Source organism: Nonomuraea sp. NPDC049695 (genome assembly GCF_040674955.1).
GTDB classification, from domain to species: domain Bacteria; phylum Actinomycetota; class Actinomycetes; order Streptosporangiales; family Streptosporangiaceae; genus Nonomuraea; species Nonomuraea helvata.
In genome coordinates this window covers 21,482-41,898 of record NZ_JBFANV010000009.1, presented here as the reverse complement: position 1 = coordinate 41,898, position 20,417 = coordinate 21,482, and the positions used below count along the sequence as shown (strand labels likewise).

At 69.1% G+C, this 20,417-nt stretch carries 18 protein-coding genes and 1 pseudogene; 11 read left to right on the top strand and 8 right to left on the bottom strand.

Going from position 1 to position 20,417, the window contains the following annotated elements:
* Window positions 1-4: 4 nt before the first annotated feature.
* From AB0J64_RS10870 to AB0J64_RS10840, 7 genes are all read right to left on the bottom strand, one after another.
* Window positions 5-679, bottom strand: a complete 675-nt coding sequence (locus tag AB0J64_RS10870; protein WP_364023964.1) for a polysaccharide deacetylase family protein — start codon at window positions 677-679, stop codon at window positions 5-7.
* A gap of 55 nt (window positions 680-734) precedes the next feature.
* On the bottom strand, window positions 735-1,607 hold the full coding sequence (locus tag AB0J64_RS10865; RefSeq protein WP_364023962.1) for a Gfo/Idh/MocA family oxidoreductase: 873 nt from the start codon (window positions 1,605-1,607) through the stop codon (window positions 735-737).
* Window positions 1,604-2,470 carry an NAD-dependent epimerase/dehydratase family protein gene (locus AB0J64_RS10860; RefSeq protein WP_364023959.1) on the bottom strand — a complete coding sequence of 289 codons (867 nt, stop codon included), beginning with the start codon at window positions 2,468-2,470 and terminating at the stop codon, window positions 1,604-1,606. Before AB0J64_RS10860 ends, AB0J64_RS10865 begins: the two co-directional genes overlap by 4 nt.
* 71 nt (window positions 2,471-2,541) lie before the next feature.
* Complete coding sequence (locus tag AB0J64_RS10855; RefSeq protein ID WP_364023957.1) at window positions 2,542-3,588, bottom strand: 2-oxoacid:ferredoxin oxidoreductase subunit beta; 1,047 nt, start codon at window positions 3,586-3,588, stop codon at window positions 2,542-2,544.
* A complete protein-coding gene (locus AB0J64_RS10850) occupies window positions 3,581-5,425 on the bottom strand; it encodes a 2-oxoacid:acceptor oxidoreductase subunit alpha (RefSeq protein WP_364023955.1) in 1,845 nt (614 codons plus the stop codon). The genes AB0J64_RS10855 and AB0J64_RS10850 overlap by 8 nt, the downstream gene beginning before the upstream one ends.
* Window positions 5,426-5,558: 133 nt before the next feature.
* Window positions 5,559-5,648, bottom strand: coding sequence for a putative leader peptide (locus tag AB0J64_RS10845; RefSeq protein ID WP_357596931.1), 90 nt, complete (start codon window positions 5,646-5,648; stop codon window positions 5,559-5,561).
* A 33-nt stretch (window positions 5,649-5,681) separates the two neighbouring features.
* The gene (locus AB0J64_RS10840) at window positions 5,682-7,178 is read right to left on the bottom strand and encodes a polysaccharide deacetylase family protein (RefSeq protein ID WP_364023952.1); all 1,497 of its coding nucleotides are present in this window, start codon (window positions 7,176-7,178) and stop codon (window positions 5,682-5,684) included.
* Window positions 7,179-7,395: 217 nt separating this feature from the next.
* Here AB0J64_RS10840 and ndhC point away from each other — a divergent pair, with 217 nt between their 5' ends.
* The 5 genes from ndhC (at window position 7,396) to AB0J64_RS10815 (ending at window position 10,877) form a co-directional block, all read left to right on the top strand.
* Window positions 7,396-7,767: an NADH-quinone oxidoreductase subunit A gene (gene ndhC, locus AB0J64_RS10835; protein WP_344998413.1), complete on the top strand. Its 372-nt coding sequence runs from the start codon at window positions 7,396-7,398 to the stop codon at window positions 7,765-7,767.
* 109 nt (window positions 7,768-7,876) lie between these two features.
* Window positions 7,877-8,344, top strand: coding sequence for an NADH-quinone oxidoreductase subunit B family protein (locus AB0J64_RS10830; protein WP_364024330.1), 468 nt, complete (start codon window positions 7,877-7,879; stop codon window positions 8,342-8,344).
* Window positions 8,341-8,895 carry an NADH-quinone oxidoreductase subunit C gene (locus AB0J64_RS10825; protein WP_364023949.1) on the top strand — a complete coding sequence of 185 codons (555 nt, stop codon included), beginning with the start codon at window positions 8,341-8,343 and terminating at the stop codon, window positions 8,893-8,895. The genes AB0J64_RS10830 and AB0J64_RS10825 overlap by 4 nt, the downstream gene beginning before the upstream one ends.
* Window positions 8,888-9,829 (top strand): NADH-quinone oxidoreductase subunit NuoH, encoded by a 942-nt coding sequence (gene nuoH / locus AB0J64_RS10820; RefSeq protein WP_364023947.1) that lies wholly within the window; start codon window positions 8,888-8,890, stop codon window positions 9,827-9,829. Before AB0J64_RS10825 ends, nuoH begins: the two co-directional genes overlap by 8 nt.
* A 109-nt stretch (window positions 9,830-9,938) precedes the next feature.
* On the top strand, window positions 9,939-10,877 hold the full coding sequence (locus AB0J64_RS10815; protein WP_364023944.1) for a hypothetical protein: 939 nt from the start codon (window positions 9,939-9,941) through the stop codon (window positions 10,875-10,877).
* 112 nt (window positions 10,878-10,989) lie between these two features.
* Here the strand turns inward: AB0J64_RS10815 and AB0J64_RS10810 are convergent, their stop codons facing one another.
* Window positions 10,990-12,327 (bottom strand): serine/threonine-protein kinase, encoded by a 1,338-nt coding sequence (locus AB0J64_RS10810; protein ID WP_364023941.1) that lies wholly within the window; start codon window positions 12,325-12,327, stop codon window positions 10,990-10,992.
* Here AB0J64_RS10810 and AB0J64_RS10805 point away from each other — a divergent pair.
* The 6 genes and pseudogenes from AB0J64_RS10805 to AB0J64_RS10780 all read left to right on the top strand — a co-directional run bounded on the left by AB0J64_RS10805 (window position 12,326) and on the right by AB0J64_RS10780 (window position 20,348).
* On the top strand, window positions 12,326-13,750 hold the full coding sequence (locus tag AB0J64_RS10805) for a 4Fe-4S binding protein (RefSeq protein ID WP_364023938.1): 1,425 nt from the start codon (window positions 12,326-12,328) through the stop codon (window positions 13,748-13,750). The genes AB0J64_RS10810 and AB0J64_RS10805 overlap by 2 nt on opposite strands.
* Window positions 13,747-14,445, top strand: coding sequence for an NADH-quinone oxidoreductase subunit J (locus tag AB0J64_RS10800; RefSeq protein WP_364023935.1), 699 nt, complete (start codon window positions 13,747-13,749; stop codon window positions 14,443-14,445). Before AB0J64_RS10805 ends, AB0J64_RS10800 begins: the two co-directional genes overlap by 4 nt.
* Window positions 14,445-14,744: pseudogene (gene nuoK / locus AB0J64_RS10795) on the top strand (NADH-quinone oxidoreductase subunit NuoK); the annotation flags it as partial. The gene AB0J64_RS10800 and the pseudogene nuoK, both read left to right, overlap by 1 nt.
* 326 nt (window positions 14,745-15,070) lie before the next feature.
* A complete protein-coding gene (locus AB0J64_RS10790) occupies window positions 15,071-17,008 on the top strand; it encodes an NADH-quinone oxidoreductase subunit L (protein WP_364023932.1) in 1,938 nt (645 codons plus the stop codon).
* Window positions 17,008-18,723, top strand: a complete 1,716-nt coding sequence (locus tag AB0J64_RS10785) for an NADH-quinone oxidoreductase subunit M (protein ID WP_364024327.1) — start codon at window positions 17,008-17,010, stop codon at window positions 18,721-18,723. Before AB0J64_RS10790 ends, AB0J64_RS10785 begins: the two co-directional genes overlap by 1 nt.
* Entirely contained in the window at window positions 18,720-20,348 is a 1,629-nt protein-coding gene (locus AB0J64_RS10780; protein ID WP_364023929.1) for an NADH-quinone oxidoreductase subunit N, read from the top strand. The genes AB0J64_RS10785 and AB0J64_RS10780 overlap by 4 nt, the downstream gene beginning before the upstream one ends.
* The last annotated feature ends 69 nt before the right edge of the window (window positions 20,349-20,417 follow it).

Sequence of the window (20,417 nt, the reverse complement as noted above, 5' to 3'; positions counted from 1 at the left end):
CGGGTCAGCCTCGCGTCCGCTTGTAGAGTCGGGCCGCGGCCTTCCTGGCCCGCTGGGCCAGCGGGGGCCGGCCGTCGAGCACCCGGCGGATCCATCCCTCGTCCAGGTCGTGGCGCAGGCTGTTGCGGGCCTGGAGCCACTGACCCGGGGCGGCCCGTCCGCCGTCGCTGGTGTACGCGCAGGTCACGCCCGCTCTGCGGAGCCTGCCGAGCACGTGCCGGTCATAGGAGCCGAACGGGATCGCCACTCGCGTCACCGGATGGCCGCATAACTCCCCGATCAACCGGTGCGCGGCCGACAGCTCCTGATCGCCCTGTTCCGGGGAGAGCCGCCGCCAGTCGCGGTGCCCCCAGCCGTGCGAGCCGATCCGCATGCCCGATCCGGCCAGCTCCTTGACCCCGTCGGCGGCCAGCCGGCCCGGCTCGCCGATCAGCCCGGCCAGCACGAAGAACTCGCCCCGCAGCCCGCGCTCCAGCAGCCGGGGGAGGGCGATCTCCACGTCGGAGGCGTTGCCGTCGTCGAACGTGATGCGCACGTCATGGCGGTCCACGACCGCGTCCAGCACCTGCTCGAACTGCTTCACGCTGACCCAGGTCGTGTCCTCGCCCGGATCGAGGGGCCGATCGGTGTCACCGATGCCGTGAACGGTGAGGTTGATGATCGACCCCGTCAGCGTCATTACCGATTCCCCCATCCGGCTCAGCTCTTGTGTATCCGGCCTTTCCCTTAGACCGTTACAAGTCCCGCCAGACCTGGTCCAACAACCGCTGAAGGTGCATCCCTCTGCGCACGTCGATCGCGTGCGACCGGCCCGTCCTGACCGCCGCCGCGAACTCCGCCCGCAGCGCCGCCCGGGTCGGCTCGTGGTCGGCCGGGATCCGGGCGAAGTCGAGCACCAGCTCGCCCTGCGGGCCGTACAGCTCGTAGACCGTGCGCTTGCCCACGCCCGGCACCTTGCCGCACAGCGAGAGCTGGCTGACCGCGCCGCTCTCGTGCAGGCACGTGAGCGCGAGGAAGCCGTGCGGGTCGCCCGCCGCCCGGATCTCCTTGATCGGGCCGACGGCCGCGTCGAGCAGGTCGAGCCCGTGCGGCCCGGTGTTGAACAGCACGCCGTGCTTCATGCGCCACGGGTGATCGAGAAAGGGGCCTTCGAGGAACTCGCCGGTGAGCTGGCTCGCCCGCGCCCCCAGCACGGGGAAGTCGCGGGCCTGCCGCAGGAACTCGCGCACGGCGGGCCGATAGCGGTTGGTCATGACCAGCTGGGTCGGCACGTCACTCGCGATCCTGGCCAGCTCCTCGGCGGCGGCCAGGTCGAGGGCGAGCGGCTTGTCGAGCAGCAGCGCCCGTCCGGCCCGCGCGGCCTCGGCCGCCAGCTCGGCCTGCGCGTCCGGCGGCACCGCGAACGCCACCGCCTCGCACCTGTCGAGCAGGTCGCGGTAGTCCTCGTAATACGGCGCCCCGAACCGGCTCGCCAGTGCCCGGCCCGCCTCGGGCCGCCTGGCCCACACTCCGGCCAGCCGGGTCTCCGGACCTTGGGCCAGCATGGGCGCGTGGAAGGTCCCCGCCCACAGCCCGGCGCCGGCCAGCCCCACCTCCACCGGTCTCATCGCCGGTACCACTCCACGGTGCGGCGCAGCCCCTCCTCCAGGGTCGTATGCGGCTGCCAGCCGATCAGCTCACGGGCAGGCCCCAGGTCGGCCGTCTGCGGCACGTCGAGCGGCCGGTCGGGAACGGTCCCGAACGGCGGCGCCGACTTCTCCCCGGCGATCCGGTAGAGCAGCTCGACCGCCTCCCGGACGGACACCTTCGTGCCCGTGCCCACGTCGAACGCCTGCCCGACCGCCCGCTCGTCCAGCCCGGCCAGCGCGAACGCCTCGACCACGTCATCGACATAGACCCAGTCCACGAGCTTGGAACCGCTGGTCAGCCGCGGCCGCTCGCCCTTGATCAGGGCCAGCGTCACGTACGGCACCAGCTTGCCGGTATCGCGCTGGCCCGGCCCGTACACCATGGTCGGGCGCACGATCGTGTAAGGCACGTTCCAGAGCCGGTGGTACAGCTCGGCGTACCCGGTCGCCGCCGCCTTGGCCATCGCGTACGGCGACGGCGGCGGCGAATGCCCGTTGCCCGGCCGCGGCTCCTCGCTCGACCCCGCCAGGACCACCCGGCACCCCGACCCCGCCGCGGTCGTCAGCACGTTGACCGCGGTCTTGAGGTTGCCCTCCAGCGTCGGCCCCACGACCGACACGTCCCTGGCCCCGTTCACCTCACTGGCCAGGTGGAAGACCACCTCAGGGCGGACGGCGGCGAACAGCCCGTCCACGGCCCGCGGATCGCGCAGGTCGTGGCCGCTCCCTGTGCGGCTCACCCCGTGCACGTCGGCGCCCAGCTCGGCCAGGCGCCTGACCAGGTGCGCGCCGATGAACCCCGAGGCCCCCGTCACCAGGGCCCGCCTGCCATGCCACTCCACGCATGCCCCCCTTTGCTCGGCGGGCATGCGAAATGGGGCCCGCACGGACGGGCCCCATCAAATCGCGAATATCAGGCTATGCGCCAGGTGTCGCCACCCATCAGCAGGTCGCTCAGGTCGCCGGGCCCCTTCTGGGCGACGGCCTCCTCGAGCTGCTCGGCCATCAGCACGTCGTACGCCGGCCGGTCCACCTGACGGAAGATCCCGATCGGCACGTGCTCGAACGCCGGCTCGTCCAGCCTGCTGAGCGCGAAGGCCACCGACGGGTCGGGGTTGTGCGCGTCGTGCACGAGGATCTGGTCCTCGCTCACGCCGTCGCGCGCCACGACCTCGATGCCGCCGTTCGCCGCGCGGACCACGGCCTTGGAGGAGCTCACGATCGGCTGACCGTGCTCCAGGCGCAGCGTGATGTCGTCGCGGACGTCGGGGTCCTTGAGCTGCTCGAACGCGTTGTCGTTGAAGATGTTGCAGTTCTGGTAGATCTCCACCAGCGACGTGCCGCGGTGCGCGGTGGCCTCGCGCAGCACCGACTGCAGGTGCTTGCGGTCGGAGTCGATGGTGCGGGCCACGAACGACGCCTCGGCGCCGATGGCCAGCGAGATCGGGTTGAACGGCTTGTCCAGCGACCCCATCGGCGTCGACTTGGTGATCTTGCCAACCTCGGAGGTGGGCGAGTACTGGCCCTTGGTCAGACCGTAGATCCTGTTGTTGAACAGCAGGATGTTCAGGTTGACGTTGCGGCGCAGCGCGTGGATCAGGTGGTTGCCGCCGATCGACAGCGCGTCGCCGTCACCGGTGATCACCCACACGCTCAGGTCGGGCCGGGAGGCGGCCAGCCCCGTCGCGATCGCGGGCGCGCGGCCGTGGATCGAGTGGAACCCGTACGTGTTGAGGTAGTACGGGAACCGCGACGAGCAGCCGATGCCCGAGACGAACACGATGTTCTCGCGCTTGAGCCCGAGCTCCGGCAGGAAGCTCTGCACCGCGGCCAGGATCGCGTAGTCACCGCAACCCGGGCACCAGCGGACCTCCTGGTCGGACTTGAAGTCCTTGAGGCTCTGCTTCGCGTCGGTCTTGGGGATGAGCGACAGGCCCTTCCCGTTGATGAGCTCAGTCACTCTCGATCACGTCCTGGATGACTCCGGCCAGCTCCTCGGCCTTGAACGGGAGCCCGCGCACACGGTTGTAGCTGATCACGTCGACGAGGTAGCGGGCCCGCAGCAGCAGGGCCAGCTGACCGAGGTTGATCTCGGGCAGCAGCACCTTGTCGTAGCGCTTGAGCACCTCGCCGGTGTTGGCGGGCAGCGGGTTGAGGTGGCGCAGGTGGGCCTGCGCGACCTTGCCGCCGCTCTTCCTGATCCGCCGCACGGCCGCGGCGATCGGCCCGTACGTCGAGCCCCACCCGATGACCAGCACCTTCGCGTCGCCGTCCGGGTCGTCGACCTCCAGCGGAGGAACGTCGATGCCGGCGATCTTGGCGGCTCGCGTGCGGACCATCAGGTCGTGGTTGTCCGGGTCGTAGGAGATGTTGCCCGTGCCGTCGGCCTTCTCGATGCCGCCGATGCGGTGCTCGAGACCGGCCGTGCCCGGGATGGCCCAGGGGCGGGCCAGCGTCTCGGTGTCGCGCTTGTACGGCAGGAACTCGCCGTCGGCGCCGTTCGGCTCCTTCGTGAATTCCTGCGAGATGTCCGGCAGCTCGGAAATTTCGGGCAGACGCCAGGGCTCCGAGCCGTTGGCCAGGTAGCCGTCCGAGAGCAGCATGACCGGAGTGCGGTACTTGACCGCGATCCTGGCCGCCTCGATGGCCGCGTCGAAGCAGTCGCTCGGCGACATCGGCGCCACGATCGGCACCGGCGACTCGCCGTTGCGCCCGAACATGGCCATCAGCAGGTCGGTCTGCTCGGTCTTGGTCGGCATGCCGGTGCTCGGCCCCGCGCGCTGCACGTCCACGATGATCAGCGGCAGCTCGGTGGTGACCGCCAGGCCGACGGTCTCGGCCTTCAGCGCCACGCCGGGGCCCGAGGTGGTGGTCACGCCGAGCGCTCCGCCGAACGCGGCCCCGAGCGCCGCGCCGACGCCGGCGATCTCGTCCTCCGCCTGGAAGGTGCGGATGCCGAACCGCTTGTGCTTGCTGAGCTCGTGCAGGATGTCGCTGGCCGGGGTGATCGGGTAGGAGCCCAGGAACAGCGGCAGCTTGGACTGCACGCTGGCGGCGATCAGGCCGTACGCCAGGGCCTGGTTGCCGGAGATGTTGCGATAGACGCCAGGGGAGAGCTTGGCGGGCTTGACCTCGTACGAGACGGAGAAGGACTCGGTGGTCTCGCCGTAGTTCCAGCCCGCCTGGAAGGCCGCGATGTTGGCCTTGGCGATGTCGGGCTTCTTCGCGAACTTCTGCTGAAGGAACGTGATGGTGTGCTCGGTCGGCCGGTGGTAGAGCCAGCTGAGCAGGCCGAGGGCGAACATGTTCTTCGAGCGCTCGGCGTCCTTCTTGGACAGCTCGAAGCCCTCGAGAGCCTTGACGGTGAGAGAGGTCAGCGGCACCGCGTGCACGTGCCACTCGCTGAGCGACTCGTCCTCCAGCGGGTTGGCGTCGTAGCCGACCTTCTGCAGGTTGCGCTTGGTGAACTCATCGGTGTTCGCGATGATGTCCGCGCCCCTGGGCAGGTCGCCCAGGTTGGCCTTGAGCGCGGCCGGGTTCATGGCCACGAGCACGTTCGGCGCGTCGCCGGGCGTGAGGATGTCGTGGTCGGCGAAGTGCAGCTGGAAGCTCGACACGCCGGGCAGAGTGCCTGCGGGCGCGCGGATCTCAGCGGGGAAGTTGGGGAGCGTCGACAGGTCGTTGCCGAACTCCGCCGTGCCTGCCGTGAAGCGGTCGCCGGTGAGCTGCATACCGTCGCCGGAGTCTCCGGCGAATCTGATGATCACACGGTCGAGCTGCTGCACCTGCTTAGTCACAGCTCAGTCCTCCTCGACGCGCCGAAGCGCGGTTGCCTTGGGCGCGGCGTTCTCTGTTTCCATGCTAAATCCTCGGAAGGTCACGCGTTTGTGTCCCGCAAAGAGCGGGTAAACGCGGTAGACGCGGTCTGAGTCAGGGTGAGGCGGGAGAACGACGACACAGCCCGGACGCGAGCCTGCAGAGGTCGACATGCAGGCGGGCGTAGAGGGCGGTTCGGGTCACGAACGCCAACTATACGTCCCCCCAAAGCGTGTCTTACGTCAGGGGCTGCTTACCCGGCAGCTCGTTTCCCGACCCGTACAAGCGTCCGGCCTGCATCCCCGCAGGGCCGTACAGCTCAGGAACGGTGACGAAGCTGTAACCCTTCCCGCGCAGCCTTTCGATGATGTCCGGAACCGCGTCAACCGATTCCCGATGGATGTCGTGCATGAGAATGATCGCACCTGGATGCGCCTGACGCACGGCAAGGTCGACGATGTCGCGGGCTTTCTCTTCGAGCTGATCCTGGGTGTCGACATCCCAGGTGACCAGCGCGATCCCCTCCTGGGCTGCGACGTCGCGCAGCTCCTGGCTCACGGCCCCGTACGGCGGCCGCAGGAGCGTCGGCTTCTGCCCGATGGCGGCCTCGATCGCGGCCTCGGTACGCCCGACAGAGTCGGCGATCTTGATGACCGGCTGCTTCGACAGGTCCCTGTGCGCCCAGCTGTGGTTGCCGATCAGGTGTCCTTCCGCGCTCATCCTTCTGAGCAGCTCGGGCTGGGCGGCGGCGTTGATGCCGACCGTGAAGAACGTGGCCCTCGCCTGGCCTTTCCGCAGCAGGTCGAGCAGCCTGGCGGTCTGAGGTCCCGGCCCGTCGTCGAACGTCAGCGCCACGCACTTGGCCTTGGCGCAGTCCACGGTCCCCGCCTGGTTGCTGACGGCCCGCGGGAGGCCCGTGGGCGTCGGCGTGACCTCATGCGTGGTGTCGAGCGGCGCCGGCCCTTTCACGATGTCCTGGGCCCGATCTTTCACACTGTCCTGGGCCTGTCGCCCGAACGCGGACAGCAGTGGCCGTACCTGCTGCCCGGGGACCGCCACGGCGAGCCGCCCCAGCGAGCACGGCCCGATCTGGCAGTCGTCGAACTCGACCACCAGGTCACCGCCCCGGTTGAACGCCAGCGAGTCGAACTGGTCGCCGCTCGCCGTCACCCCGTCCCGCTCGACCTGGGACCCGCGGTTCCTGAGCTGCTGCCGCACCAGCTCCGTGAGGCGGTTCAGGGCGTCCTTGCCGTCGAGCAGCCCGGTGGACTCGACGGCCTTGCCCGCACCCGGGTCGAACCAGTACGTACGGGTGGAGTTGCCCCAGCTCGCGCCCAGGAACACGCTGGTACGCAGCCGTACCGCGATGGCCTGGGAGGACTCGGCGGCCAGCTGCCACTCCACGTTCAGTTCGGGCCGTGGGTAGGCGTGGGGGTCCTTGGTGCGCCCGCGGAACTCGCGCCACTGCCGCTCTACCTGGGCGCGCAGGGCTTCGTTGAGCGCGGGGGCGTTGCGGAGCTCGGGGTAGCTGATGTGCACATATCGGCCCTCGGCGGAGTGGCCTTCGGTCAGCGTCCTGGTGGACAGGCCGGGGATCGACGTGGGGTCGACAAAGTCGATCATCGTCGGCTCTGCCGGGACCATGACGCTGCTCTCGGGGGAGGCGGCCAGCCCGCAGCCGGTGGCCGAGAGGGCCAGCAGAGCGATTCCGGAGGAGAATCGCTTCTTGCGCATGTTTGTCAGGTTATGTGGTTGATCTTCCGTTTTACCCCGTCTTGGCATGATCGCTCCCGAGGCTTTGGCTGCGCTGGGTAACGAGGTCGAGACGGCTTCCAGTGCATTGACCGCTTACGGCCCCATCTTCTGGCTCAGGCCTGCCTTGGGAACCTTGGCCCCGCGCTCTCATATCGGGTAGGGGTTTGCGGATGGGGTGTCGGGTTACCATCTCGGCATGGACGGCTATTTCGGGTCATACGTGCTCGTTGCCGCACTGCTCGCCATCGGCGTCGCCATCGTGGCCGGAGCCCTGATGGCCAACCGCCTCCTGCGCCCGACCCGTCCCACCCCGGAGAAGCTGACCACGTACGAGTGCGGGGTCGACCCGGTCGGCGAGGGCTGGGCGCAGTCGCAGGTCCGCTACTACGTTTTCACGTACCTTTACGTGGTGTTCGCGGTGGACGCCGTCTTCCTGTTCCCCTGGGCCACGGTCTTCGACGCGCCCGGCTACGGGCTGACGACGCTCGTGGAGATGTTCGTCTTCCTGGGCTTCATCGCCCTCGGCATCCTGTACGCCTGGCGCAAGCGCGTGCTCACCTGGACCTAGCGCGCTTTTCTTTGCTTGACCTGCGATTCGCGCAAGAATGGACAGTATGGCAGCGACGGATCTCCCGATGCCCACGGTGGGCCCAGTCTCCAGGTTGGCGCCCAAGCCGATGCGCTTCGTGCTCAACTGGGGCAGGCGCTATTCCCTGTGGGTGTTCAACTTCGGGCTGGCCTGCTGCGCCATCGAGTTCATCGCGACCTCGACGAGCAGGCACGACTTCATCCGGTTCGGCGTGATCCCGTTCGCGAACGGCCCGCGCCAGGCCGACCTGATGATCGTCTCGGGCACGGTCACCGACAAGATGGCCCCGGCCGTGAAGCGGCTCTACGAGCAGATGCCCGACCCGAAGTACGTCATCTCGTTCGGCGCCTGCTCCAACACCGGCGGCCCGTACTGGGACTCCTACTGTGTGACCAACGGCGTTGACCAGATCATCCCGGTCGACGTCTATGTGCCGGGCTGCCCGCCCCGTCCCGAGGCTCTCCTCTACGGCATCATGAAGCTCCAGGAGAAGATCGCCGGAGAGAAGCTCAGCGACCGCTACCTGTGGTCCCGCTCCCACGCGGAGGACGCGTGACCATTCACGGCGGGCTTTCGGAGCGGTTCGGGGGTTCCGGTGGCGTCGAGATCTCGGAGTCGTACGGCGACACCACGGTCGACGTGGCCCCCGCCGACTGGATCGAGCTGCTGACCTACGTCCGCGACGACCTCGGCTACGCCTTCTTCGACTGGCTGACCGGCGTCGACGACCCTCCGGACGCCTTCGTCGTCGTGGCCCACGTCTACAACCCGGCCGCCGGCGAACGCCTGCTGCTCCGCACGCGCGTCCCTCGCGAGAACCCCCACCTCCCCAGCGCGGTGGGCGTCTACCGGGGCGCGAACTGGCACGAGCGCGAGACGTACGAGATGTTCGGCGTGATCTTCGACGGCCATCCCAACCTCGTGCCGCTCCTCCTGCCCGACGGCTTCGAGGGCCACCCGCTCCGCAAGGACTTCATCCTGGCCGCCCGCGTGGCCAAGCCGTGGCCCGGCGCCAAGGAGCCCGGCGAATCAGGACATGGCGCCCCGAGCCGCCGCAAGACGCTTCCGCCAGGAGTCCCACCCGACTGGGGGCCGCCCGATGCTTGACGTGGTGCTGAGCTTCGCCGTCATCTTGATCGTGTTTCTGGTGCTGCCGCTGATCGTCGGGCAGACCGAGCACAAGGTCATGGCGCACATGCAGTCGCGGCTGGGTCCCATGTACGCGGGGCGCTTCCACGGATGGGCACAGCTCATCGCCGACGGGGTCAAGTTCGCCCAGAAGGAGGACGTCATCCCGGCCGCGGCCGACCGCCGCATCTTCATGATCGCACCCGGCGTGGCCCTCGTCCCGTACCTGGTCGTGCTGATCGCCATCCCCATCGACCGCGGCCGCGTCGCCGTCGACCTCGACCTCGGCCTCTTCTTCGTCCTCGCCGTCATGGGCGTCGGCGTCCTCGGCTCGATCATGGCCGGCTGGGCTTCGGCCAACAAGTATTCGGTGCTCGGCGGCATGCGTGCGGCCGCCCAGCTCATGTCGTACGAACTGCCGCTTGTGCTGGCCGCCTCCTCCGTCGCGATGGCGGCGGGCACGCTGTCGATCCCGGCCATCGTCGAGGCGTGGCAGTGGTGGTGGCTGCCGTGGCAGGCCGTCGGCGGCGTCGTGTTCTTCCTGGCCGGGCTGGCTGAGCTGCGCCGTCCTCCGTTCGACATGCCGATCGCCGAGTCCGAGATCATCATGGGCCCGATGACCGAGTACACGGGCATGCGCTTCGCGCTGTTCATGCTCGCCGAGTACGTCGGGATCGTGGTCCTGTCGTTCCTGACCACCGTCCTGTTCCTGGGCGGCTGGCACGGCCCGTTCCTCCCGGGCTGGCTGTGGACCCTGGTCAAGGTCTTCCTGCTGTCGTTCGTCGTGATCTGGCTGCGCGTCACTTACCCCCGGCTCCGCGAGGATCAGCTCCAGAAACTCGCCTGGGCTGTCCTGGTGCCCCTTGCCCTGGCGCAATTGGCGCTGACGGGCGTCATCAAAGTCCTCATCTAGCACCGTTCTTCGCGCGCCTTCCGCGTGTCTTCGCGCGCCTTCGCGGGCGGAAACTTTGCTTTTTCCTTATTCGTCGTACCTGGGCAGGGGGCCTCTAGGGGGATGATCAGTGAACCAACTCGTTCCGTTAGCCGGCGCGACAAAAGACAGCCGCTGCCCGCAAACTGTTCTGACGTCGGACGGCCGCACTTTGACCGTCATCGACAGCGCCTTGGACATATCCGTACGCGTGACGCCTGCCAGCCTCTACCGCTACGACCGCCTGGACGGAGCCGAGATGGTCCAAGGTGTGGCGGCCCTGGACGCCGACGGCCTCGTCCTGCTCGACCTCCCAGCTCAATGGTATGAACCCGACCTGGCGGACTTCGCCCGCAAGGCCGGCATCCCGCTGATGGACGCCCGTTCCCACTCCTCGGCTCGCGTACGCGCTGTCCTGGCGGGTCGCGCTCCCGGCTGGAAACGCCTCCGCGGCCTTCCGCCCCCCTCGCCGGCCAAATGGCGAAAGCCGGTGGCCATTTGCGGGGGAGTCGTCGGCCTCGGGCTGATGGTTTATCTGGCGTCCCTGGGGATGTGGAGTGCCTGGCGCGCCATCTCCTCAATGGGCCGGTTTCTGCTGGACGTTCTCGAAGTCAAATGGTTGATGGTCGTCTTCAGCCCCGCGCTGCTGGTGCTGCGCCCTGTCTTCGCCAAGGTCCGCCGTTGGCAGGTGCGAAGGGGCGCGATCCTGCTATCGGCAGACGGCTCGGCCGTCAAAGGCGACTTCTCCGAAACGCTCGAGATATTCCGCGGCCTTGAACTCGTCACCACCTTGCGCATCGGCGTGTCCCCGGGCGCAGCCTTCGGTCTGCTCCTCTACAGGTACGAGGACCTGACCGGCCTGTTCATCCTCGACCGCCACTCCCGTCCCGTGTACCACCTGCCGGGACGCTGGTCCCCGGAACATGTGCACCTTTTCGCGGAGCGTCACCATCTCTTTCTGGCTGTGCATGGTGTGTCACGCGAGGAGTACCTCAACCTCACCAAGATCGCCAGCGACGCCATGCCCTGACGTATCCGGAGGCAGCGGCAACAACACCCTTCGGCCACACAGGCCACCCAGGGCACTATGCCCCTCGCGTCGGCCACCACCCGGCCATTCGGTCACGCCATCTCGGGGCCGCTCAATGCACGATGGCCAGCATCACATCAGAAGCCGAAGGCCGATCGTCGGGGCGCTTGTTCAGGCATGTCCCCACAATCCCCCGCAGCGCAGGCGGCAACGGCGACAAGTCCGGATGGAAGGTGAGCACCCGGTTGAACACGGCAGGCACGGTGTCCTCCCCGAACGCCGGCCGCCCCGTGGCCGCGAACATGATCGTCACGGCCCAGCTGAACACGTCGGAAGCCGGGCCCACGGCCTCCCCGGTCAGCTGCTCGGGCGACATGTACGGCGGCGTCCCGACCATCTTCCCCGACGTCATCATCGTCACCTGATCGAGCGCCCTGGCGATCCCGAAGTCGATCACCCGCGGCCCGTCGTTCCCGATCAGCACATTGCTCGGCTTGAAATCGCGATGCACGATCCCCGCCTTGTGGATGGCCGCCAGCGCCCCGGCTGTGGATAACGCCAGCCGGGTCAGACTGTCCTCGTCGCGCGGCCCGTGCTTCTTGACGAGCTGCTCCAGCGAGGGGCCCTCCACGTATTCGCTGACGATGTAGGCATGCTGCCCGGAGATGTTCACGTCGAGCACGCGGGCTGTGGAGAACGTGGCCACCCGCCGGGCCACGTCCACTTCTCTCGCGAACCTGGCCCGCGCCGTCTCGTCGACGAGATCGTGCAGCACCTTCACCGCCACCCGCGCCCCATTGGGGGCCGAAGCAAGGTAGACCGCCCCCTGCCCACCGCGCCCGAGCGACCGGAGCACCCGATAGTGCCCTATCCACTCAGGCTCCCCGGGCCGCCGCTGCTGGGAGCCCTGCTCCCCGGAATGCCGCCGGTAGGGGTCAGGCCGCCCAGGGTGCCGCGAATGGGACGGCGGCTCCGCTGGATGCCGCTGGTAGGACTCGAACTCCCGATGACGCTGCTGGTAGCTGGGCGATGTGGTCCGCTGGTGCAGATCCATGTGCGGCTGATGCGTCGGCCCCTGAAGAGCCGGCCCCTGAGGAGCCGGCCTCTGAAGAGGGGCCCAACGCCGTGCCTTCACCATGGCGGGCACCAGGACCCCCGAGTGAACCACCCCGCCGATCCAGCTGAACAGCAGCCCGAGCGAGACCAGCAGGGACAGCGGCTGAGGGATGTCCTCGTAGGTGTCGTACGCCAGCGCCGCGATCACGAACGATCCGATGCCGACCAGATAAGCGGAGGCCGCGAAGACCTGCCAGATGCTCCGCAGCCAGAACGCGGCGAACCCGATGGTGAACGGGGTCGCCAGCCCGCACGTGAACAGGGGTAGGCAGGCCCACACGACGGCGGCCGCCCACGCCCCGCCCCCGGGACGGACCTGATGGCTCTGCTGCATGGCCGAGAGACTATCGCCCCGCAGCGGTTCATACCGGGCATGCATACAGCTTGTGGATAACCTCCGGCTAACCTGTGGATGGCTGTGGAAAAACTGGGGACAACACCCCCACTCGTTCACCTGCGAGGCGAGTTGGGTCATGATGTTGAACATGGCGCGGATACCGGGAGTCGGACTGGCAAAGGGACTGTCCATCACCCTTCGCCACATGCTGCGCAAATCGGTGACCCAGCAGTACCCCGAGGTGAAACCCGCCCTCCCGCCCCGCAGTCGCGGCGTCATCGCCCTGGTCGAGGAGAATTGCACCTCTTGCATGCTCTGTGCACGAGAGTGCCCCGACTGGTGCATTTACATCGATTCCCACAAGGAGACGATCCCGGCGCCCGAAGGCGGCCGTCCCCGCCAGCGCAACGTCCTCGACCGCTTCGCCATCGACTTCTCGCTGTGCATGTACTGCGGCATCTGCATCGAGGTGTGCCCCTTCGACGCCCTCTTCTGGTCTCCGGAGTTCGAGTACGCGGAAGGCGACATCCGCAACCTCATCCACGAAAAGGACACGCTGGCCGCCTGGACCCAGACGGTCCCTCCACCTCCGGCCCACGACCCAGGCGCCGAACCCCCGAAGGAACTCACCGCCGCCCCTCGCCGCCCCGCGACTGCCCGCACACCAGGAGCGGCCTCGGGTACGGCAGACCGCCCTGCTGCAAAGCCCACGCAGGGGCCGAGGACGCCGCGGCCCGCAAGCACGACTGAAGAGCCCACGACAGGATCCCCGGACACGCATCCCCGGGAAAGCGCCCAGCCCAGGACCTCGGACACGGGACCCACAGCAGCCGCTGAAGGCACGCCTTCCACAGCGGGCACCGAAGGTCCGCAGCCCCTGGCGGGCACCGAAGGTCCCCCTGAATCAGGTCCCGCCACTCCTTCACGCCCTGAGGGCGGCCACGGGCGCCCACGCCGACCCATCCAGAACGTACGAGGCATCCGCCCTCCGGGCGCCCTCCCGTCCCGCCCTCAGGACGAGACCGCCACCTCCGCCGCCGAGGACCGACCGCTCGGCCGCCCCGACACGCCAGGCGAGCCGCCCGCCGACGCCCCCGCAGAGGCTGAGCGGAACGCCGACGACCTTACGGACACGGGGCGGACCGCCGACGTTCCTGCAGAGTCCGGCCCTTCCGCCGACGTTCCTGCAGAGTCCGGCCCTTCCGCCGAGCGGTCGCCCCAGGACCCGGATTCATCCACAGGCCAGCCGTCCCCAGAAAAGTTGTCCACAGCCTCGGGCGTACCGCAACCGAAGCCCGAGCCGGAGCAGCAAACTTCTGCCGCGAGCCCCCGCCGACGCAGGATGGCCGATCCACGGTCCATCCGGCCACCCGGGCGGCTCGGTCCTGACGAGACAAGGGAGTCCGAGGAGGATTCGTGATCGAAGCGGCGCCCTCCTACCTGTCACCCACCGGGCAAGAGATCGTCTTCTTGCTGCTGGGCGCGGTAGCGGTTGGATCGGCGCTGCTTGTCGTCACGACCAAACAACTCGTCCACGCCGCCCTCTGGCTCGTGGTCTGCTTCGGCGCCCTGGCAGGCGGCTATCTCGTTCTGACCGCCGAGTTCGTGGCCTGGGTCCAGGTGCTGATCTACGTAGGCGCGGTGGTCGTGCTGCTGCTGTTCGGCATCATGCTCACCCGGGCCCCCATAGGCCGGTCCCCAGACCTCGACAGCGGCAACCGCCTCGTCGCAGCCCTGGTGGCGGTGGCCACGGCAGCCATCCTCGTCGCAGTGGTGATCGACGGTTTCCGCACGGCGTACACACCGCTACGCCCCGGCTCAGGAGCCGCGAAAGAACTGGGCGCCAGCGTGTTCGCGACCTGGGTCCTGCCGTTCGAGGCCCTGTCGGTGCTCCTGCTCGCGGCCCTGATCGGCGCCATCGTCCTGTCCCGCACCGACATCCCCGGAGCCCCACCACCTGACCGGTCCGGCGGCGACTCCCCAAACGCCCACACGGGCGCGAGCCCACCGCCCCCCGACACAAGGCAAGGTTCGCCGGCTCCCCGCACCCGTGACAACGCGGTGTCCGACCCGGCCGGGGGTAATCCGCCGCCCGATCAGACCGGGGGTCTTTAGTGCATATCGTCTACCCGGCGGTCGTCTCCGCGCTCCTCTTCTCTGTCGGCGTCTACGGCGTGCTCGCACGGCGTAACACGATCCTCGTGCTGATGTCGGTCGAGCTGATGCTCAACGCCGTCAACCTCAACCTGGTCACGTTCGACGTGTGGCTGGGCGACCGCCTGCACAGCGGCCAGGTCCTCACCCTCTTCGTCATCGTCATAGCGGCCGCCGAAGTGGGGCTGGGCCTTGCGATCGTGCTGGCGCTCTACCGCAACCGCCGCACCGTCGACATCGACCACCTCCGCGACCTGTCCGAGCCCCCCGACGAACCATCGAGCACGCCGACACCCCTGAACACGTCCGCCGACCACCCCGCGTCATCCCTGAACACGTCCGCCGACCGCCCCACGTCATCCCCCGACGCACCCGCCGAGGCCCCCTCGTCCTCTCCGGCGGCACCGCTACGCAGCCACGCCGCCGCCCCAGACCGTACGTCGGAGCAAGCCGGAGCGCTCACCGACGCGGACGAACCGGTGGAGCGCCGTCCGCGCACCACCGACGAGGACGGCAACGCATCAGAGCGGGCGGAGAGCGAGGGCAGCCGCGGCAGCGAGCACCCCATCAAACGAGGTGGCAGGCCATGACGACGTTCCCGCTCATCGCCGTGCTCCTGCCGTTCCTGGCCGCAGCCGCGGGCCTGCTGCTCTCCCGCTGGCCCCACCGGCGCCCCGCCGGCCCCACCCGTGAAGTCGAGGCAGCCAGGGCGGCCGAGGCGGCGGTCGGTGAGCGGGCCAACACCAGGGCGGCCTGGATCGCCGTCCTCCCGACGGCCGTCTCGGCGGTCCTGGCCGCCTGGCTCGCCTGGGGCCCCGGCTTCGCCTTCCTCCACGGCGTCACCACGTCCCCACCCACAGGCCGGACGTACGGCACGATCGTCACCGGCGGCATCCCGATCACGCTCACCATCCAGGCCGACAACCTGTCGAGCATCCTCGGCGTCCTGGTGACCGTCGTCGCCCTGGCCGTACAGGTCTACTCGGTCGGCTACCTCAAGGACGATCCGCGCTACCCCTCTTACAGCGCGTTCATCAGCCTGTTCACCAGCGCCATGCTCCTGGTCGTCTACGCCGGGGACCTGCTGGTCCTCTACGTGGGCTGGGAGATCATGGGCCTCTGCTCCTACCTCCTCATCGGCCACTGGTGGGAAGACCGGAGCAATTCGCGGGCAGCGGTCAAGGCGTTCCTCGTCACCCGCCTGGGCGACGTCGGCTTCCTCTTCGGCATCTTCGTGCTCGGCCTGGCAGCGGGCAGCTTCCGCATCAGCGACGTGCTGGCGAAGGTGCCGGAGATGTCCACGGCCACGCTGGTGACCGCCACGATGCTCCTCCTGGCCGGGGTGGCGGGCAAGAGCGCGCAGGTCCCGCTGCACACCTGGCTCCCCGACGCGATGGCGGGCCCGACCCCGATCAGCGCCTTGATCCATGCCGCCACCATGGTCGCCGCCGGGATCTTCATCGTGGCCAGGCTGTTCCCGGCGTTCCTCGCCGCCCGGCCCACGCTCGACGTGCTGGCCGTCGTCGCGGCACTCGGCATGCTGGGCGCCGCCCTTGCCGCGCTGGCCCAGGACGACCTGAAACGCGTGCTCGCCTACTCCACGATCAGCCAGCTCGCGTACATGGCAGGCGGGCTGGCCGCGGGGTCCGACAGGGCGGCCATCTTCCACCTGCTGACTCACGGGGCGTTCAAGGCCCTGCTGTTCCTCTGCGCGGGCGCGGTGATCCACCACGTCGGCTCCAACCTGATGACCCAGATGGGCGGCCTGCGCCGCGAACTTCCGGTGACGTTCGTGACGATGACGATCGGTTTCGCCGCGTTGATGGGCATTCCTCCGGCCAGCGGCTTCTTCAGCAAGGACGGCATCCTGCTGGCCATGGACGGCGCCCTGTCCAAGGGGAGCCTGACGGACGCGGCCGCCCTTCTCCTCTACGGGTGCGCGCTCGCGACCGTGGCCGTCACCGGCGCGTACGCCGCCAGAGCCTGGCTGCGCACGTTCTTCGGCGAGGCTCGGGTCGTGGCGCTCCCGGAGCCGGAGCCCGGCACGGCCCACGTCGTGGACGTCACCGAGGCCCCCCGCACGATGCTCGTGCCCGTCATCGTCCTCGCCGTCCCGGCCCTGTTGCTGGGCTTCGCCGGCGAGTTGCACCTGGACCTCGGCGTGGCGGCCATCAGCGTCGTGCTGGCCGTGCTCGGCGCCGGGATCGTGTACGCGTTCTGGCGCGTCGACCCCATCGCCGACCCTGCCCGCCTGCTGGGGCCGCTGCGGGTGCCGTGCGAGCGGGCGTTCTACGTGGACGGCCTCTACGCCACGCTGTTCGTACGCCCGATCCTGGCGCTGTCCAGGCTCGTGGTCAGAACGGACGACGTGGTCGTGGACGGGGCGGTGCGCGGGTCCGGCAAGTCGGCGCGCGGACTGTCCGGCGTGCTGCGACTTGCCCAGAACGGCAACGTCCAGCTCTACGTGAGCGGCGTGCTGGCCGGTGTCCTGCTGATCGCGGTAGGGGCGGTGGTGTTCACATGATGGGCTGGCTTCCCGTCGCGCTGCTGGCCGTGCCGCTGCTCGGCGCGCTCGTGCTTCTCCTCGTGCCGCACACGCTCCGCCCGCTGCTGCACACGTACGGGCTGGCCCTGTCGAGCGTCACCCTGGCGCTCGCGGTCCTGCTGGCGGCGACGTTCGACCACGGCCAGGGCGCGCGGATCCAGTCCGAGGTGGACCTGCCGTGGATCCCAGGTCTGGACCTGCGCTTCCACCTCGGCGTCGACGGGATCTCGCTGCCGCTGATCGTGCTGACCGCCCTGCTGACGTTCCTGTGCTTCGTCTACTTGTGCTGGGGCGGCGCGCGGAAGGCGTTCGTGGGGGCGAGGCCGAGGGCGCTGGTGTTCACGCTGCTCGTGCTCGAAGTAGGCATGATCGGTACGTTCCTCGCCCTCGACCTGCTGCTCTTCTTCGTGTTCTTCGAGATCGTCCTTGTCCCGATGTACTTCCTGATCGGCATCTGGGGCGGCGAGGGGCGCAGGGCAGCGTCGATCAAGTTCATCCTGTACACGCTGCTCGGCTCGGTCGTGATGCTCCTCGGCCTGCTGCTCGTATGGACCCGGACCGGCACACTCGACATCGAGGCGCTGAGCGCGGCCCACGGCGCAGGCATGCCCAGATCCGTGCAGGTCCTGGCGTTCGTGGCGATCGGCATCGGCCTGGCGGTGAAAACGCCCATGTGGCCGCTGCACACGTGGCTGCCCGACGCCCACACGGAGGCTCCCACCACGGGCTCGGTGCTGCTCGCCGGCGTGCTGCTGAAGATGGGCACGTACGGTTTCGCCAGGATCGCCATCCCCATCCTCCCCGAGGGGGCGATGGTGGTGGCGCCGTGGCTCGGTGCGTTCGCCGTGGTCGGCATCGTGTACGGCGCCCTCGCCTGCCTCGCGCAGCGCGACCTCAAACGCATGATCGCCTACTCGTCGGTCGGTCACATGGGCTTCGTCCTGCTCGGGTTCGCCACGCTGACCCCGGTGGGCATCAACGGCGCCCTCTTCGCCAACGTCGCCCACGGCCTGATCACCGGTCTGCTCTTCTTCCTGGCCGGGGCGATCAAGGACCGGTACCACACCGCCGACATGCCCTCGCTGGGCGGCGGCATGCTGGCGACGCTGCCGCGGCTCGGGTCGGTGCTCACGTTCGCGGCGATCGCCTCGCTGGGGCTGCCGGGGCTGGCCGGGTTCTGGGGCGAGATGCTGGCCCTGTTCGGGGCGTTCCAGCCGGCGAACGGGCTGCCGCGCGCGCTGTTCCTGACGTACATGGTGATCGGGGGCCTCGGCGCGGTCCTGACGGCCGCGTACTTCGTCGTCATGCTGTCCCGCGTCACCCACGGCCGCCCCCACGCGGACGCCCTACCGGAAGAGGGGCCGGAGGAGGAGCCGGAAGAGGGGCTGTGGGAGGAGCCGTGGGAGGGCGTCACTCCCGACGAACGCCCCGTCGTACCGCTCGGCGCGCCGGAGAAACGCTCAGCGACGGCCACCTTGGAATCAAGCCCGGCACCGCTTCCCTCCGGCGGCCGGCCACCGACCGATGCTGAGTCTCTGGCCGGCGCGCGGCGGGTGGTGGATGACATCAGAAGCTACGAGCTGCTGGCATGGACGCCGCTCGTGGTCCTGATCCTGCTCTTCGGGCTCTGGCCCGGGCTGCTCCTGTCGCTCACCACGCCGGCCGTCCAGGCCCTGCTGGGAGCCGCCTCATGATCCAGCAGATCGACTATTTCGTGATCGCGCCCCCGTTGGCGCTCGCCCTGGTGGCCGGGCTGGTGCTGTTGCTGGACGCGTTCCTCCCGGCTCGCCCCCGCACGAAGACCGTGCTGGGGCTGGTCACGCTGGCAGGCGTGCTGGTCGCTTTGGGCCTCGTCGTCGCCCAGGCGGTCAGGGGCGGCCCGCCGCAGTCGACCTTCTGTGTCCCGCCCGACCTTGCCGCGGACGCCGGACTGTGCTCCTTCGTGGCGGACCGGTTCACGCTGGTGTTCGCGGGCATGGTGCTGGTCGCGGCCGTGGTGATCGTACTGATGTCGATGACCGAGCTGGCGGCCGGCGGCATTCCGGTCGGGGAGTGGTACTTCCTTCTCCTCTGCACCCTCGTAGGCGCGGTGACGCTGCCCGCGTCCCGTGACCTGATCATGCTCGTGGTGGCGCTCGAGCTCGTCTCACTGCCGGTCTTCGCCCTCACCGCGATGAAACGGTACGACGGCCGCTCCTCCGAGGCCGCCGTGAAGCTCTTCGTCGTGTCGGTCGTGTCGACGGCCGTCATGCTGTTCGGCGTGTCGCTCCTGTACGGCATCGCGGGCACGGTCTACCTGTCCCGCCTGGCGGCCGTGTTCAGCGGCCAGGCCCCGGCGCCCGGCGTCGCAGCGGGTACGGCGCTGGCGGCCGGCCAGGACCTGCCTGCCGTCGGCACGGTCGGCGTCGTTCTCGTGGTGGCGGGGTTCGCTTTCAAGATCGCCGCGGTGCCGTTCCACTCCTGGGCGGCCGACGTCTACCAGGGCGCTCCCGTCCCCGTGGCCGCGCTGCTCTCGGTGATCTCCAAGGCGGCCGGATTCGCCGGGCTGATCCTCGTACTGGTCGCCGGACTGTCCGGGCAGGCCGCCACCTGGGCGCCCATCGTGGGGATCATCGCCGCGCTGACCATGACCGCGGGCAACCTGCTCGCCATGCGACAACGCTCCGCCGTACGCCTGCTGGCCTGGTCCTCCGTCGCGCAGTCCGGCTACATCCTGGCGCCCCTCGCAACGGCGGCAGCGGCCACGGCACAAGGCACCCCGGCAACCGCCGCACTCCACGCCCCGGCTCTCACCGCCGCGATGGATTCGGCCGTACCCCCGGACAACACCGTGGCAATAGGGGCGATCAGCGCCTCCATGGCATACCTGGTCATCTACGCCGCCATGAACCTCGGCGCGTTCGCGGTGGTCATGCTCGTCTCCAGGACCGCCACCCGCAACGAGCTCGACGACTACCGCGGCCTGGCCTTCCAGCGTCCGGCCGCAGGGCTGGCGCTGGCGTTCTGCCTGGTCTGCCTCGCAGGCCTCCCGCCGGGCCTGGCCGGGCTCTTCGCGAAGGTGTTCGTCTTCCGCGAGATCGTCGAAGGCGGCTCTGGCTGGCTGGCACTGATCATGGCCGTCAACACCGTGATCGGCCTGTACTACTACGCCGTCTGGGTGGCCCGGCTCGTCACCCCTGCAGGAGGGACGGCACCCACCCGGCACCGCCCGCCTCCGGCGACTTGGCTGGCCATCGGCCTCGCCCTGGTGGCGGCCGTCCTGTTCTCGATCGCCCCGCAGCTGGTCCTGAACATGACCTCCTTCTCAGCCTTCGGTTGAGGCCGCCGGGCCACGCGCGGAGAAGCCGCACCCGTACGAGATCCCCGATCATGAAGAGAAACGGGTCGC